This is a genomic window from Burkholderia sp. PAMC 26561 (assembly GCF_001557535.2).
Lineage (GTDB): Bacteria > Pseudomonadota > Gammaproteobacteria > Burkholderiales > Burkholderiaceae > Caballeronia.
Genome location: NZ_CP014306.1, coordinates 2,325,491 through 2,340,416, shown reverse-complemented (window position 1 = coordinate 2,340,416; position 14,926 = coordinate 2,325,491). Strand labels below are relative to the sequence as shown.

The following is a 14,926-nucleotide window of genomic DNA, read 5'->3' as shown; positions in this document are numbered from 1 at the left end:
AACTTTACCGCTAACCCGCGATCAGGTTTCAGCTACATCCAGATAGTCCTCGGGACTCGTCCGGTCATCGGATCGCTTGAGCCCGATCACGCGCACCAGGATGCTGACCACGATCGACACCACCAGGTTCACGACCAGCGCCCACACCGCGGCGTACCCCGGAATAGCGTAGCCGAAAAGGTGGATCGTGAAGATCGACCCGGCCAGTTTCAGCGATACCGCCATCCACGTGCCGGTGGCGATCCCCGCAGCCCAGCCGATCAGCAAACCCCGGTGATCGAGCACACGGGTATAGAGGCCGAGCACCAGCGCCGGCAGCGTCTGGATGATCCAGATCCCGCCGAGCAACTGCAACTGGATAGCGTACGTCAGCGGCAGCGCCAGGATGAACACGACCGCACCGACCTTCACCAGCAGCGACACCAGCTTCGCGACGTTGGTTTCCTGCTCCGGCGTCATGTTCGTGTTCACGAACTCCTTATGCACGTTACGCGTGTACAAGTTGGCGGCCGCGATCGACATGATTGCGGCCGGAACCAGCGCGCCGATACCGATCGCCGCAAACGCAACGCCCACGAACCACGACGGGAAAAAGTGCAGGAACAGAGCCGGGACCGCGAAGTTCGAACCGTAGGCCTTGAAGTACGGGGCGAATTCCGGCATGTCCTTCACACCCGATGCAAGCGCCATGTACCCCAGCAACGCGAGCAAGCCGAGCACCAGCGAATAGGCCGGCAGGAGCGCCATGTTGCGGCGGATCGTGTTACCCGACTTCGACGACAACACCGCCGTCACCGAGTGCGGATACAGGAACAGCGCGAGCGCCGAACCGACCGCGAGCGTGGCATACGCGCTATACCCATTGAGGCTCGATGCATCCGGAGCTTTCAACAGGATCTTCGCCGGATCGACCGCATGGAAGATCGCGCCGAAACCGCCAAGCTGCGCCGGGATGATGATCATCGCCGCGATGATCGTGATGTAGATCAGCACGTCCTTCACGACCGCGATCATGGCCGGCGCGCGCAGGCCCGACGTGTACGTGTACGCGGCGAGAATCGCAAACGCGATGATCAGCGGCAGATCGCCGACAAACCCCTTGGTGTCGAATCCAAGCGCGCCGATCACCACTTCAATGCCGACGAGCTGCAACGCGATATACGGCATGGTTGCGACAATCCCCGTCACGGCAATCGCCAACGCCAGCATGCGGCTGTTGTAACGGGCGTGCACGAAGTCGGCGGCGGTGACGTAGCCGAATTTCTTCGAGATCGACCAGAGCTTCGGGAACACGACGAAAGCAAACGGGTAGATCAGGATGGTGTACGGCAGCGCAAAGAAGCCGGTCGCACCCGCGCCGAACACGAGGGCCGGAACCGCGACGAACGTGTAGGCGGTGTACAGGTCGCCGCCGAGCAGGAACCACGTGACGATCGTGCCGAAGCGACGGCCGCCGAGGCCCCATTCATCGAGCTGACCGAGGTCGGCCTTGCGCCAGTGAGCGGCGACAAAACCCAGGATCGTCACGCCGATGAAGAACAGGACGAAGACGAAGGTTGCGGTGGGATTCATCATCGCGGGCTCCCGGGCGTGAGCTTGGGAGCAGCGTGGATGGGCTTGGTCTTCATATAGACCACGGCCGTGATGACCGCGCTGATGAGCACCCAGAGCAACTGATACCAGTAGAAAAACGGAAAGCCCCAGAGCACCGGTTCGATCTTGTTGTAAAACGGCACCCAGACAACGCCGATCCAGGGAAGTATCAGCAGCCAAAGCCACTGTTTGTTGCGGACCTGACCAGTGGCGGTCACCGCATCTTGAGCCATGACGGTCTCCTCTTTTCTCTTTAAATTGCTGCTGGACTGGGACCTGCGCGGATCTCGCGGCAAGGCGCCAGCCTAATAGCGCCCCGAAATAACACGTGGAGTATATGGACGCCTAAAAGTGGGTCAAGCAGGGCGAACCCGAACCGTAATGGGTAGAGAAAGCATTATGTAATTTTTGCTTTATCGACCGCTGGCAGGGCGGCGGGTTCGCTGCTGGATCTAGATGGAAAAGTTGGGTGTATTGCCGGCTTCAGTACTGATCGACAAGGCCTTGACCCATTGACGCGCGGGCAGCTTCAGTTCCTTTTCGATGAGCTTTGCCCGTTGTTCGAGTTGCGCGTACGGCACATCGAGCGCGGGTCCCGCAAACGCGACGGCAATGCGATTGCCGTCGTGGACTTCGGGCAGCGCGAGCACCCGGCCATCGAAGGCTTCGTTCAGGCGCTTCATGTTGCGCACGAAGCTCGGATGATCGCCGAACAGGTTGACCGTCACCACGCCCGCCGCCGGCGTCAGGCAAGCCCGGCACGCACGATAGAACGCGACGCTGTCCAGCACGGGGCCGCGCGCGGTGGCATCGTAGACATCGATTTGCAATGCGCCGATGCTGCCGTGGTTCGCGGCGTCGTTGACGAAGTCGTAGGCGTCCTGCTCGTGGATGGTGAGGCGCGCGTCGTCGTTGGGCAGCTCGAACATCGTGCGCGCGGCGATCACAACCGACGGGTTCAGCTCGACCGCCTCGACCTTAGCGCGCTTCAGGAACGCGTGCGCGAACTTGGTCAGTGCAGCCGCGCCAAGACCAAGCTGCACCACCCGTTTGGGCGTTTCGATGAACAACAGCCACGCCATCATCTGCTGCGCGTATTCAAGTTCGATGTGATTCGGCTTCTTCAGGCGCATCGCGCCCTGCACCCATTCGGTGCCGAAATGCAGGAATCGCACGCCGCCCTCTTCCGAGAACGTCACGGGCGCGAAGCGCGGTTTGCGAGGTGCATCGATACGGGGCGCGTTTTCAAGGTCGTCATCACGATCGCGCTTTGCGCGCTTGGCCTGCTTTTTATCGTGCTTTTTTTCTTGGCGCTTGCCGCCGAACGCGCGCGCTTCAGCCGACGCGCGTTTGATTAATTGGGTCATTTGAGGATGTCGCGCCAGATGCGCAATTTTTGATCGAACGAGAGGATAGCATTCGCCGGACTCGACGACGGCAGGACCAGGGTTTCGTAGCCTGCCTCGCGGATCACCGGTTCGAAACGCCCGGATGTCTTGCCGTTGAAGCAGAGCTTTTTCAAGCCCGGCGCGTGAAGGCGGAACGAGGCAAAGTCGTTGGGATTCGCGTGACGGATCGCGGTGTCGAGACTGCCTTCGCGCTCGCACGCCGCAAGCACATCCCACAAGCCGATGCCATGTTCAAGCAGCTTGAGAACGCGCTGATCGTAGGCAAGCTCGTGCAAAGGCTCGCCGATCACCGTTCCGACCAGCCGCCAGAACTGGTTGCGCGGATGGGCGTAGTACTGCGCGGCATCGAGCGACGCCACGCCGGGGAAGCTGCCGAGTATCAGCGTGTGCGTGTTTTCATCGGCGATGGGCGGAAAGCCTTTCAGCATTCTTCGCAACGCTCGAGGAAAGCCCAGAGCGCGGGCAGGAAGCATTCGGTGACCATCAGCGGCGCACTTTTTCTCACGAACACGGAACGGCGCGCGACGAAGGTAGGGGGGGCTTCATGATGCGTTTGTGTGGCCGCGAGCCTGTAGAGCGGATCACGCGCCGTCACCTTGCGCGACGTCAGCGGCGAGCGCCAGACGCTGCTGTCGCTATATAGAAGTTCGGCCAGCGGACGCGTCCTCAAACGGCGGATCGCTTGCCACACGCCCGAACTGACATTAAGCGGCACGATACTGTGTGCCGCGACGAACGGCACGCCTTCCACGTTAAGCACGACTTCGCGGGTCCATACCGGCGTGCGCGGCGTGATGTTCAACGCGCTGGATTCATCGCGCCAGGGTTGGCTGACGGTTTCGCGGGTGACATCGACGGTGACGGTGCCGAGTGCACGCAGATGTGCAGTGAGCGAACCGCCGCGCGTGAGCCAGTCTTTCTGGTCGGCGGTGAACGTGGGAAGCGGACGGATGCGCCAGTTGCCAGGCGCCACAATAAGGGTATTCAGCATGCGCGAGATTATAAAACCACGCGTGTAAATAGGACGAATCGTATAGATGTCGATGTCCGCGACGGGAAGACTGGGGAACCGGCCGGGAAATGGTCGGCGCTCAATCAACCAGAGAGGAAAGACATGTCGGTGAATACAAAGCAAACGTCGAAGGTCGTCGCAACGCTCGCATCGAAGACGTTGCATGATCCGAAAGCGTCGGCCATTGCAAAGAGTCTTGCTGCATCGGCGCTATCGCAAACGCATACGAAGAACCAGACCGGCGCTCAGATGGAGCACAAGGCCTCGCTCGTTCTCCACAGCGACAAATATTCGAAGGACACCAGGACGCTGGCGGCGTCTGTCGTAGCGCAGGCCAACAAGGAGCGTAAGGCCAAATAAGCGAAGCCGTTCCGGGAGCACCCGGAACGGCTTCGTTCAACTCGACACACCTCGCGTCAGCCCTCAGGCAAACGCGAGATAACGATCAAATCAATGTACGACAGCGTGCACGCCTTGCTGAATCAGCAGGTCAGCGTGAGCAGCTGAATTCTGATACACGTTGTACGCCACGCCGCCAACCGAGGCCGTGCCGTGCTCTACCCACGGAGCATCTGCCACGCCCGCCAGCTTTACGTGCGACACATCGACCGTGTCAGCGGACGAGCCATTCACCATCAGTTGCTTGTTGCCGTCGTGCTGGAACAAATCAGCTTGACCAAGGTTCAGCACGTCGACGAGCGACAAGTGCAGCGTGTTTCCATGTCCGCCCAAGTCGAAGGCCTGGACACCCGAAATCTTGGCCGCTGCTGTCTGGCCGGTCAACGAGGTCAGGTCCAGTACCTGGTGACTGCCTTCCAGGTGCATTGTGTGGAGACCCTTGCTGCCTCCTTCGATGTGGGCTGACGACTGCTTGAAGTACGAGTTCGGATCGACGTTCAGGTCGACGTTCTGATGACCAGCCGATGCGACAAACTTGTCATGCAGGCCTACGCTTGCGTCATTCGAGACAGCGGTTACGTCCTGGCTCACGGCGTGAGCGGCGCTGACCAGCGACTGGACCGCGGGTGCAGGCGTTGCATCCACAGTCATCTGCAGGAACAGTGGAACGCTCGTGCCCGATGCGTTCGTCTCCGTGATGCTCAGGTTATGCACGCCATTGGACAACGTAGGCAGGTCCCACTTCGTGTTGGCTTGCGTCACCACCATGGTTCCGACCAACTGGCCGTTGTCGAACAGGTTCAGCGTGTCGCCAACCGTTGCGCTCAGCACGAGCGACGGATGAGCATCATGCGTCACCTGTGCAATGTCCGCTTCAGCATAATTGCTCACCGAATGATCGATCAAGCCGAGGTATGCCGGTGCGGCCGGACCTGCTGCTACCGTGAAGTTGATGCTCGCCTGTGCGCTGTTGTTGCCCGCTGCGTCGGTGGCCATCAGCGTAAGCTCATGCGCGCCGTTGAACAGGACTGACGGAACGGTCCAGTTCGTGTTCGTCTTGGTGGCAACCATGGTACCGATCAGCGCGCCGTTGTCGTACATGCTGTAGGTGGCGCCGGGAATGCTCGCGAAGACGATGCCGGGTGCATCGTCGTGCAAGGTCGAACCGTAACTGAAATCAGCGTAGTTGCTCACCGAGTGATCGATCAGGCCCATGATGGACGGTGTTGCAGGCGTTGCGTCAACGGCCGTCGCCATCAAACTCATGACGGAAGGCGTTGCAGCCGGCGCATCCACAGTCATCTGCAGGAACAGCGGAACGCTCGTGCCCGATGCGCTCGTCTCCGTGATGCTCAGGTTATGCACGCCATTGGACAACGTAGGCAGGTCCCACTTCGTGTTGGCTTGCGTCACCACCATCGTTCCGACCAACTGGCCGTTGTCGAACAGGTTCAGCGTGTCGCCAACCGTTGCGCTCAGCACGAGCGACGGATGAGCATCATGCGTCACCTGTGCAATGTCCGCTTCAGCATAATTGCTCACCGAATGATCGATCAAGCCGAGGTATGCCGGTGCGGCCGGACCTGCTGCTACTGTGAAGTTGATGCTCGCCTGTGCGCTGTTGTTGCCCGCTGCGTCGGTGGCCATCAGCGTAAGCTCATGCGCGCCGTTGAACAGGACTGACGGAACGGTCCAGTTCGTGTTCGTCTTGGTGGCAACCATGGTACCGATCAGCGCGCCGTTGTCGTACATGCTGTAGGTGGCGCCGGGAATGCTCGCGAAGACGATGCCGGGTGCATCGTCGTGCAAGGTCGAACCGTAACTGAAATCAGCGTAGTTGCTCACCGAGTGATCGATCAGGCCCATGATGGACGGTGTTGCAGGCGTTGCGTCAACGGCCGTCGCCATCAAACTCATGACGGAAGGCGTTGCAGCCGGCGCATCCACAGTCATCTGCAGGAACAGCGGAACGCTCGTGCCCGATGCGTTCGTCTCCGTGATGCTCAGGTTATGCACGCCATTGGACAACGTAGGCAGGTCCCACTTCGTGTTGGCTTGCGTCACCACCATGGTTCCGACCAACTGGCCGTTGTCGAACAGGTTCAGCGTGTCGCCAACCGTTGCGCTCAGCACGAGCGACGGATGAGCATCATGCGTCACCTGTGCAATGTCCGCTTCAGCATAATTGCTCACCGAATGATCGATCAAGCCGAGGTATGCCGGTGCGGCCGGACCTGCTGCTACCGTGAAGTTGATGCTCGCCTGTGCGCTGTTGTTGCCCGCTGCGTCGGTGGCCATCAGCGTGAGCTCATGCGCGCCGTTGAACAGGACTGACGGAACGGTCCAGTTCGTGTTCGTCTTGGTGGCAACCATGGTACCGATCAGCGCACCGTTGTCGTACATGCTGTAGGTGGCGCCAGGAATGGTCGTGAAGACGATGCCGGGTGCATCGTCGTGCAAGGTCGAACCGTAACTGAAATCAGCGTAGTTGCTCACCGAGTGATCGATCAGGCCCATGATGGACGGTGTTGCAGGCGTGACATCATTTGTAGACATATTTTTTTACCTCTTAAAGTTAAATCACAAACCGGGACATACAAATCAAATATCCGGTGAAATTTTTCCTACGATTTCGTAAGCCGATCCAATAGGCGGTTTCCGAAACAGAGTGATTGTGTCGATTTGCGATTCAATTAAATACAAGAAGAATCCGAATTTTTGGAAATCGGTCTGTTTCCATACTGCCATTTGGGCAAATCGGATTTCAAAAACCAAACAATCCTAATATCCAATCGGTTGATAGCACCGTCAAAATCGATTGACCAGCACTGCGGCCTTCGCTCTTGTATGTGAAGATAATAATGAGATAGCCCGATTTCCCATATTCCGGCACACACTGGTTTAAATCGACAAAGGATATAACCTGAAATAAAGTGCATTTGGCTGTCCTAAACAAAGCCCCCAGATCGCGTGAAAAGTAAAAAACTTTATATGGAGTTCGAGCCACCCGGCGTAGATGACGGCGTATCTCGATATTATCGTTACCACATATGGTCCTGGCGACACAAATATCAACGAATTCGACACTGTGTCGCCATTATGTCGTCGCTGCCGGGCCAAGCACCGCTCAGGAGAATGGCGGCGTTATCTCGATTAAGTGACTTCCTCAACACCGGCGCAGCAATATCTCAATATAAACCACTGCTAATTTACATAAATCAAGCAAGATGAGAGGAGCGGTAAAATGAGCCATGAAATTCGGGGTATCAAGCAAAATTCTTTTGTTCCAGATCTTAAGAAGACAGCACAAATACCCCAACAGGCACCAAGCCGGAGACGCTGGCTGATCGCATTGTTATTATTTGTCACCGTAGTAATCAACTATCTGGATCGCAGCAATCTGTCGATCGTGGCGCCCGAACTGATGCGCGAGCTTTCCATCAGTCCCGTTCAGGCAGGCTGGATCTTCTCCGCGTTTGGCTGGACCTATGCCGCCATGCAGATACCCGGTGGCTGGCTGGTCGACCGTGTACGCCCGCGCTATCTGTATGCACTCGCGCTCGCCTCGTGGTCGCTGGCAACGGTGAGCATGGGGTTTGTCGGCAGTTTTGCCGCAATGTTCGGATTGCGACTCATGGTGGGTGCATTGGAAGCCCCGGCCTATCCCATCAACAGCCGCGTCGTCACAACTTGGTTCCCCGAAAACGAACGCGCCTCGGCAATCGGAATTTACACGTCGGGCCAGTTTGTCGGCCTGGCCTTCCTCACGCCCGTGCTGGCCTGGCTACAACATCAATACGGCTGGCACGCGGTCTTCATCGGAACCGGTCTGGCCGGCATCGTATGGGCCGTAGTCTGGTATGCGGTGTATCGGGAACCAAGGCAGTTCAAAGGCGTGAATCCGGCTGAGATCGAACTGATCAGCGAAGGCGGCGGTCTGGTCGACCTTGGACAAAAGAATTCAACGCAAGCGCCTGGATTCAGCCGGGCTGCGCTTCGAGTCGTATTGAGCAAGCGCAAGCTGTGGGGCATTTACCTCGGCCAGTACGCCGTCAGTTCCACGTTATGGTTCTTCCTCACCTGGTTTCCGACATATCTGGTGAAGTATCGCGGCATGGACTTCATCAAGTCCGGTTTCCTGACCTCCCTGCCATTTCTTGCCGCTTTTTGTGGCGTCATCAGTGCAGGTCTGTTCTCCGACTGGCTGATCCGCAAAGGCGCCAGCGTCGGCTTTGCCCGCAAATTCCCAATCATCTCCGGGCTGCTGATATCGACCAGCATCATTGGCGCCAACTTCACCGACTCCACCGAATGGGTGATTTTCTTCATGGCCGTCGCGTTTTTCGGAAACGGCTTTGCATCCATCACATGGTCACTGGTTACGTCGCTGGCCCCTGAAAAAATGCTGGGCCTCACTGGCGGGGTCTTCAATTTCATCGGCAATCTCGCCGCTATCTCAACGCCTCTTGCCATCGGCTATCTGGCCAACGGCAGCAACTTCGCGCCGGCCATCACGTACGTGGCATGCGTGGCGTTGCTGGGCGCGCTGTCGTACGTCTTTCTGGTCGGCAAAGTGGAACGGATCAAAGCGTAACGGGACCTCATTCACCGAGGCAAGATGTTGCACGCAGGGTAGGGAAAATGAAGATATTCTCGATAACAAGCGCTGCATTTGCAGTGATAGCCGGAGCGGCGCAAGCGCAATCGAGCGTCCAGCTTTATGGCGCTGTGGATATAGGCGTTGACTACGCGAATCATTCCGGTATCCAGAATAGCAGCGTGGTCCGTGTTGATTCGGGCACGCTCTACGGCAACCGATGGGGCATACGAGGAAGCGAGGATCTGGGCGACGGGATCAAGGCTATATTCACAGCCGAGAGCGGCTTCGCCCTTAACAATGGAGCGAGCACGCAGGGCGGCCTGTTGTTCGGCCGACAGGTGTTTTTCGGCTTGCAGAACCGGTTAGGAAAACTGACGATAGGACGTCAATATACGCTCGATGTAGATCTCGCACCGTACCATGCCAATGTCGCCTCCCGAGCCAACAACTATACAGGTCTCTCCCATTGGGTGGATCGCCTGGCCGATCGCGTCAATAATGCCGTCAAATACCAGACTCCGAACCTGAACGGATTTACCTTCGCCGGTCAATATGGTTTCGGTGGAATCGCCGGCAATGACGCGGCCTTTCGCGTCTTCAACGCCGGGGGCAATTACAGCAACGGACCGGTCGGTTTGGGGGCGACTTATCTACGTATCAACGATGCCAACGGCAACCGACTGACCGGAGTCGCCGTAGTGGACGGGCAATATGTTCTCGGTCCTGCAACGGTGCATCTGGCCTATACAGACACGCGAGGCACGGCAGCCAACACGCTGTGTTTTTCCACCTGCGCAGCCAGACCGAACCAGGTCGTGCGCACCTTCGAGGTCGGGCTCGACTATCAGGCAACGCCAGCGGCCAAGTTCTACACGGGCGGCGCGTACACGCGATTGAACCAAGACCTGACCGGAAACGCTTTCCAGTTCAACCTGTCCGGGTTCTATGCGCTTTCGAAGCGTACCGAAATGTACGCGCTGGCGGGATACACCAGGACCACCGGTCTTGGCGGCTTTTCGCGCGTCATGGTGGGCGCGCCCGACTTGGGGGCAACCGCTTTTGCTTCCAATGCACAAGGCACGCCCGATAACGGCAGCCAACTGGGTTTGCGGATCGGCATGATTCACAAGTTCTAGTGCGTCTGCCCTGCCCCATCCCCGTGATTGGTGGGACACGCAAAAAAATGCGCCCCGGGGGGGCGCATGCACAGGTAGATATTCGCTGACTTATCGCGCCAGCAACAACGCGTTAGTCCGCTTCACAAAACTCGCCGGATCTTCCAGCGTGCCACCTTCGGCCAGCATCGCCTGATCGAATAACAGATGGCACCAGTCGCCGAAATTCGCGTCATCGGCGTGAAGCTTCTTCACCAGCGGATGCTCCGGGTTCACTTCCAGGATCGGCTGCATCTGCGGCGCGGCCTGACCGGCCTGCTTCAACATACGTTGCAAGTAGCCGCTCATATCGCCGTCATCGGCAACCAGGCACGTCGGCGAATCGGTCAGGCGGAACGTCAGGCGCACGTCCTTCGCCTTGCCTTCCAGCGCAGCCTTCATGCTCTCCACCAGCGGCTTCATTTCTTCGCCGACCTTCTCCTGCGCCTGCTTTTCTTCATCGTTCAGCGCGCCGAGATCCAGGTCGCCGCGCGCCACGCTCTGCAGCGGCTTGCCGTCGAATTCATTGAGGAACGACAGCATCCATTCATCGACACGGTCCGTCAGCAGCAACACTTCCACGCCCTTCTTGCGGAACACTTCCAGGTGCGGGCTGTTCTTCGCGGCCTGCCACGTGTCGGCGGTGACGTAATAAATCTTCGTCTGCTCGGGCTTCATGCGCGACACATAGTCGGCCAGCGCCACTGTCTGCTCCGACGAATCCGTATGCGTCGATGCAAAGCGCACCAGCTTGGCAATGCGTTCGCGATTGCCGTAATCCTCGCCGATACCTTCCTTGAACACCTGTCCGAACTCTTTCCAGAACGTGGCGTACCTGGCTTTCCCGGCGTCATCGGTGGCGTCAGCGGACGACGATGCCACTTCTTCCAGCATCGATAAAACGCGCTTCGTCACGCCTTCGCGAATGGCTTTTACGTCGCGGCTTTCCTGCAGGATTTCACGCGATACGTTCAGTGGCAGATCCGCCGAATCGACTACGCCCTTCACGAATCGCAAGTACGCCGGCACGAGCTGTTCCGCGTCGTCCATGATGAACACGCGCTTCACATACAGCTTCAGGCCGCCTTTATGATCGCGATTCCACATATCGAACGGCGCGTGCTTCGGCACGTACAGCAACTGCGTGTATTCGCTGCGGCCTTCCACGCGGTTGTGGGTCCACGCGAGCGGCTCGTCATGATCGTGCGAGATGTGCTGATAGAACAGCTTGTATTGCTCGTCGGTGACGTCGCTCTTCGCGCGGGTCCACAGCGCGCTCGCCTGGTTCACCGTCTCGTCTTCGTCCTGCGTAACCATTTCGGACTTCTCGGCATCCCATTCTTCCTTCTTCATCAGGATGGGCAGCGCGACGTGATCCGAATATTTCTGGATGACCGACTTCAGCTTGTGCGTGGAGAGGAATTCGTCCTCTTCCGGACGCAAATGCAGCGTGATGCTCGAGCCGCGTTGCGCACGCTCGATCTGTTCAACCACGAAATCGCCCTCGCCCGCGCTTTCCCAACGCACGCCTTCGCTGGCCGGCAACCCGGCGCGACGCGTTTCGACCGTGATCTTGTCCGCGACAATGAAACCCGAATAAAAGCCGACACCAAACTGGCCGATAAGCGCGGCGTCCTTCTGCTGATCGCCGGAGAGCTTCGAGAAAAACTCCTTCGTGCCCGAACGCGCGATCGTGCCGAGGTTCGCGATCGCTTCGTCGCGGCTCATGCCGATGCCGTTATCGTCGATGGTGATGGTCCGCGCCGCCTTGTCGTACGAGATGCGGATGCGCAGATCCGGATCGTTCTCATACAAGGCGCCGTTTTCGATGCCCTCGAAACGCAGCTTGTCCGCCGCGTCCGATGCGTTCGAAATCAGCTCGCGCAGGAAAATCTCCTTGTTGCTGTAAAGCGAATGGATCATCAGATGCAGAAGCTGCTTCACTTCTGCCTGAAAGCTCATGGTTTCTTGTGCCATGGTCGGTTCCTCGTTTGTCTAGTGTTGACGGGTTTTAGCGGCAGCGCGATGCAGCAAAACCGAGCAAAAGCATCGCGCGAATCCTGCGACACATGAGGTCGGCTGTGAGAATTTCAAGGGGTTTTTTCGAAAGCGCGCGAAGGAGCGCGCCGCCCTAACCCATGCGGTCCGCATACTCGGTGAGCACTGCGGGCAATCCCGGATCGCCGCAATTTGCAATGTTAAAGCGCATCCAGGTGCTCGGCAGTTGATGCGGCGAAAAGAGGCTGCCCGGCGTCAGCAGGAAACCGGCCTCGTGCCCGAAGGCCGCAAGCGCTTCCGAATCCACGCCGGTATCGGCCCATAAAAACATGCCCGCCGCCGGGACGAGATACGGCTTGTAGCCCACTTTTTCGAACATGCGTACGGTCTTCTCGCGCACGCCGTCGAGTTTCACGCGCAGGCGTTCGACGTGGCGGCGGTAGTGGCCATCGGTGAGCACCTTGTACAGCACGCGCTCATTGAGTTCGGGACTGGTCATGCCAACGAGCATCTTCTGGTCGGCAATCGCATTCGCCACCTCCGGCGCGCACGCGATGTACCCCACCCGCAAGTTCGGCGCGAGCGTCTTCGAAAAGCTGTTGAGGAAGATCACGCGCTTGAGCTGATCGAGGCTTGCGAGGCGCGTGGCCGCGAAGTTGGTCGGGCAGAGGTCGCCGTAAATATCGTCTTCCACGACAATGAAATCATAGGTCTGCGCGAGCTGGAGAATCCGGAAAGCCTGCGCGGCCGTAAGCGATGTTCCCGTGGGATTCTGCAGAACCGAATTGATCACGAGCATCTTCGGGCGCCACGTCTGCACGAGGTTTTCGAGGGCGTCGAGATCTGGGCCGTCGGGCGTGTACGGCATGCCGACGAGCCGCGCGCCCTGCGCCACGAAGCGGCCGAACATCTGGAACCACGCGGGGTCGCCCACGATCACCGTGTCGCCCGGTTTGACGAACACGCGCGCAATCAGGTCGATGGCTTGCGTCACGCCCGACACCATCACGATTTGCTGCGTCGATGCCCCGATTTCCAGTTCTTCAAGCCGCGTCTGCAATTGCTGGCGCAGCGGCAAAAACCCTTGCGGCGTGCCGAAACCGAGCATCTGGCCGCCGCTTTGCCGGCTTATCGAACGCAGCGCGCCGGTCAGCAATTCGCCATTCAGCCAGCTCGACGGCAAATAGCCGATGCCCGGCCCCTTCGCCGGACTCGACGTATGCAGCATGTTGCGCAGCAGCCAGACCACGTCGATGGTGCTCGGGACCGGCTGCGGCTCACTGGCCGATTGGGGATGGACGTGGGCATCGTTCGATCCGCTGCGGTCGCGCACGAAAAAACCGGAGCCGCGCCGTGAATCGAGATAACCGTGCGCGACCAGCCGCTCGTACGCCTCGACCACGGTAAAGCGCGACACGCCCTTGTCGACGGCGAGTTTGCGGATCGACGGCATGCGCATGCCCGGGCGAAACACTCTTTCATCGATACGACGCCGCCCCCACTGGACCAGCTGGTCGACGAGCGTGAGCTGTGGCGCGCCGTGCGGCGCCGGAATCTGGTCGAGCGGGACGGACATGCCGGGCTCCATCGAGTGATTGCGTGCGGTGACTGTACTGAGAGGTATCGGCTTGATTGTACCGTTACTGTTACGGTCCCACCCGCTACATTTTGAGATCGCGCCGATGCTAATCTGGCCACTTTTGCAGCCGTGCAGCGAGTGTCGAGTGCTCGGCCGAATGGCCGATGCGACTGCGCAACGAGGCGAAACAGGTATGCTGGCGAGCTTGGCCATGGTTTTTCCATGCAACTCATTCACGTCGTATTTACGTAGTCCGTGCTCCATGACCGCTCCGCCGCTGCAACTCGATCATCTTGTCATCGCCGCCCGAACGCTTGAAGAAGGCGCAAGTTTTGTCGCCGCGAAGCTGGGCGTGCAGACGAGCGAGGGTGGCGCCCATCCGCTGATGCGCACGCACAACCGCCTGTTGAATCTCTGGGGCGGCGCTTATCTGGAAGTCATCGCTATCGATCCGGCTGCGGCCGTGACGGATTCCTCGCGTTCGCTTCTGCGTCCGCGTCTCTTCGCACTCGACGACCCCGCGTTTCTCAAGCGGCTCGAAACAGGGCCGCAACTCGTGCACTGGGTTGCACGCGTCGAGCGTCCGAAGGTGCTGACGCGCTGGCAGGCGCAATACCCGGAGCGCATTGCGTCGGTCGTCGCCATGTCGCGCGGCGCGAATAGCTGGAACCTGACCGTTCCCGACGACGGCTCGTTCCCGGCCTGGCAAGGTTCCGGCGATGGAGTCCTGCCCTCGCTGATTCAGTGGGACACCACGCGGCATCCGGGTGCGTCGTTGCCGGAAACGGGCATTGCGCTTAAATCGCTTACAGGGTTTCATCCGCGCGCGCATGTGCTCCTGGAGCAGATGGCGTGGCTCGGCGCATCGCACCTGATGAACGTCGAAGTGACCGAAGGCGCGCCGGTCCTGGTCGCGCAATTCGAGTTGCCGGACGGGTCCATCGTCACGATGGGGGAAACGTCCGAAACAATCGAAGCCGCAGCGCAGGCAGCGCGGCAAGCCGAACTTGCCGCGGCAAAACCCGCCCGCAAGCGCGCGAAAAGCAGGAAGCCAGAAGACGTAACCGAAACAGCCGATCTTGCCGAAACTGCCGCCGATTCGTCGCCCGACGAAGCCGTGCAACAAGACGACGGACAGCAGGACGAGCGCTAAATACTTGTAAGCGGCGCGATAATAAGCGT

At 59.1% G+C, this 14,926-nt stretch carries 11 protein-coding genes and 1 pseudogene; 4 read left to right on the top strand and 8 right to left on the bottom strand.

Annotated elements, in window-relative coordinates; genetic code table 11:
- Window positions 1-21: 21 nt before the first annotated feature.
- From mctP to AXG89_RS10825, 5 genes and pseudogenes are all read right to left on the bottom strand, one after another.
- A complete protein-coding gene (mctP, locus tag AXG89_RS10845) occupies window positions 22-1,572 on the bottom strand; it encodes a monocarboxylate uptake permease MctP (RefSeq protein ID WP_062000771.1) in 1,551 nt (516 codons plus the stop codon).
- Window positions 1,572-1,826: a DUF3311 domain-containing protein gene (locus AXG89_RS10840; protein ID WP_061998952.1), complete on the bottom strand. Its 255-nt coding sequence runs from the start codon at window positions 1,824-1,826 to the stop codon at window positions 1,572-1,574. The genes mctP and AXG89_RS10840 overlap by 1 nt, the downstream gene beginning before the upstream one ends.
- 219 nt (window positions 1,827-2,045) lie before the next feature.
- On the bottom strand, window positions 2,046-2,960 hold the full coding sequence (locus AXG89_RS10835) for a hypothetical protein (RefSeq protein WP_061998951.1): 915 nt from the start codon (window positions 2,958-2,960) through the stop codon (window positions 2,046-2,048).
- Window positions 2,957-3,430: a DNA-deoxyinosine glycosylase gene (locus tag AXG89_RS10830; RefSeq protein WP_061998950.1), complete on the bottom strand. Its 474-nt coding sequence runs from the start codon at window positions 3,428-3,430 to the stop codon at window positions 2,957-2,959. The genes AXG89_RS10835 and AXG89_RS10830 overlap by 4 nt, the downstream gene beginning before the upstream one ends.
- Before the next feature lie 14 nt (window positions 3,431-3,444).
- Window positions 3,445-3,993 (bottom strand): annotated as a pseudogene (locus AXG89_RS10825) (chorismate--pyruvate lyase family protein); the annotation flags it as partial.
- 123 nt (window positions 3,994-4,116) lie between these two features.
- Between AXG89_RS10825 and AXG89_RS10820 the strand changes: the two are divergent.
- Complete coding sequence (locus AXG89_RS10820) at window positions 4,117-4,374, top strand: hypothetical protein (RefSeq protein ID WP_061998949.1); 258 nt, start codon at window positions 4,117-4,119, stop codon at window positions 4,372-4,374.
- A gap of 90 nt (window positions 4,375-4,464) precedes the next feature.
- Here the strand turns inward: AXG89_RS10820 and AXG89_RS10815 are convergent, their stop codons facing one another.
- Complete coding sequence (locus tag AXG89_RS10815; RefSeq protein WP_162916046.1) at window positions 4,465-6,969, bottom strand: Ig-like domain-containing protein; 2,505 nt, start codon at window positions 6,967-6,969, stop codon at window positions 4,465-4,467.
- A gap of 688 nt (window positions 6,970-7,657) precedes the next feature.
- Between AXG89_RS10815 and AXG89_RS10810 the strand changes: the two genes are divergently transcribed.
- Both AXG89_RS10810 and AXG89_RS10805 read left to right on the top strand, forming a co-directional pair.
- On the top strand, window positions 7,658-9,007 hold the full coding sequence (locus tag AXG89_RS10810) for an MFS transporter (RefSeq protein ID WP_082771391.1): 1,350 nt from the start codon (window positions 7,658-7,660) through the stop codon (window positions 9,005-9,007).
- A 47-nt stretch (window positions 9,008-9,054) separates the two neighbouring features.
- Window positions 9,055-10,149 (top strand): porin, encoded by a 1,095-nt coding sequence (locus AXG89_RS10805; protein ID WP_062169658.1) that lies wholly within the window; start codon window positions 9,055-9,057, stop codon window positions 10,147-10,149.
- Between the two features lie 90 nt (window positions 10,150-10,239).
- Here the strand turns inward: AXG89_RS10805 and htpG are convergent, their stop codons facing one another.
- Together htpG and AXG89_RS10795 are read right to left on the bottom strand one after the other, a co-directional pair.
- Complete coding sequence (htpG, locus tag AXG89_RS10800) at window positions 10,240-12,144, bottom strand: molecular chaperone HtpG (RefSeq protein WP_061998946.1); 1,905 nt, start codon at window positions 12,142-12,144, stop codon at window positions 10,240-10,242.
- Window positions 12,145-12,298: 154 nt separating this feature from the next.
- Complete coding sequence (locus tag AXG89_RS10795) at window positions 12,299-13,741, bottom strand: aminotransferase-like domain-containing protein (protein WP_062000769.1); 1,443 nt, start codon at window positions 13,739-13,741, stop codon at window positions 12,299-12,301.
- A gap of 265 nt (window positions 13,742-14,006) precedes the next feature.
- On the opposite strand from AXG89_RS10795, the gene AXG89_RS10790 reads away from it, so the two are divergent.
- Window positions 14,007-14,897 carry a VOC family protein gene (locus tag AXG89_RS10790; protein WP_082771462.1) on the top strand — a complete coding sequence of 297 codons (891 nt, stop codon included), beginning with the start codon at window positions 14,007-14,009 and terminating at the stop codon, window positions 14,895-14,897.
- Window positions 14,898-14,926 lie beyond the last annotated feature (29 nt).

Coding starts and splice junctions, on each gene's coding strand:
- AXG89_RS10795 (WP_062000769.1), bottom strand. CDS start 13,741: ATGTCCGTCCCGCTCGACCAGATTCCGGCGCCGCACGGCGCGCCACAG.
- AXG89_RS10790 (WP_082771462.1), top strand. CDS start 14,007: ATGACCGCTCCGCCGCTGCAACTCGATCATCTTGTCATCGCCGCCCGA.
- AXG89_RS10810 (WP_082771391.1), top strand. CDS start 7,658: ATGAGCCATGAAATTCGGGGTATCAAGCAAAATTCTTTTGTTCCAGAT.
- AXG89_RS10835 (WP_061998951.1), bottom strand. CDS start 2,960: ATGACCCAATTAATCAAACGCGCGTCGGCTGAAGCGCGCGCGTTCGGC.
- htpG (WP_061998946.1), bottom strand. CDS start 12,144: ATGGCACAAGAAACCATGAGCTTTCAGGCAGAAGTGAAGCAGCTTCTG.
- AXG89_RS10805 (WP_062169658.1), top strand. CDS start 9,055: ATGAAGATATTCTCGATAACAAGCGCTGCATTTGCAGTGATAGCCGGA.
- mctP (WP_062000771.1), bottom strand. CDS start 1,572: ATGAATCCCACCGCAACCTTCGTCTTCGTCCTGTTCTTCATCGGCGTG.
- AXG89_RS10830 (WP_061998950.1), bottom strand. CDS start 3,430: ATGCTGAAAGGCTTTCCGCCCATCGCCGATGAAAACACGCACACGCTG.
- AXG89_RS10840 (WP_061998952.1), bottom strand. CDS start 1,826: ATGGCTCAAGATGCGGTGACCGCCACTGGTCAGGTCCGCAACAAACAG.
- AXG89_RS10820 (WP_061998949.1), top strand. CDS start 4,117: ATGTCGGTGAATACAAAGCAAACGTCGAAGGTCGTCGCAACGCTCGCA.
- AXG89_RS10815 (WP_162916046.1), bottom strand. CDS start 6,969: ATGTCTACAAATGATGTCACGCCTGCAACACCGTCCATCATGGGCCTG.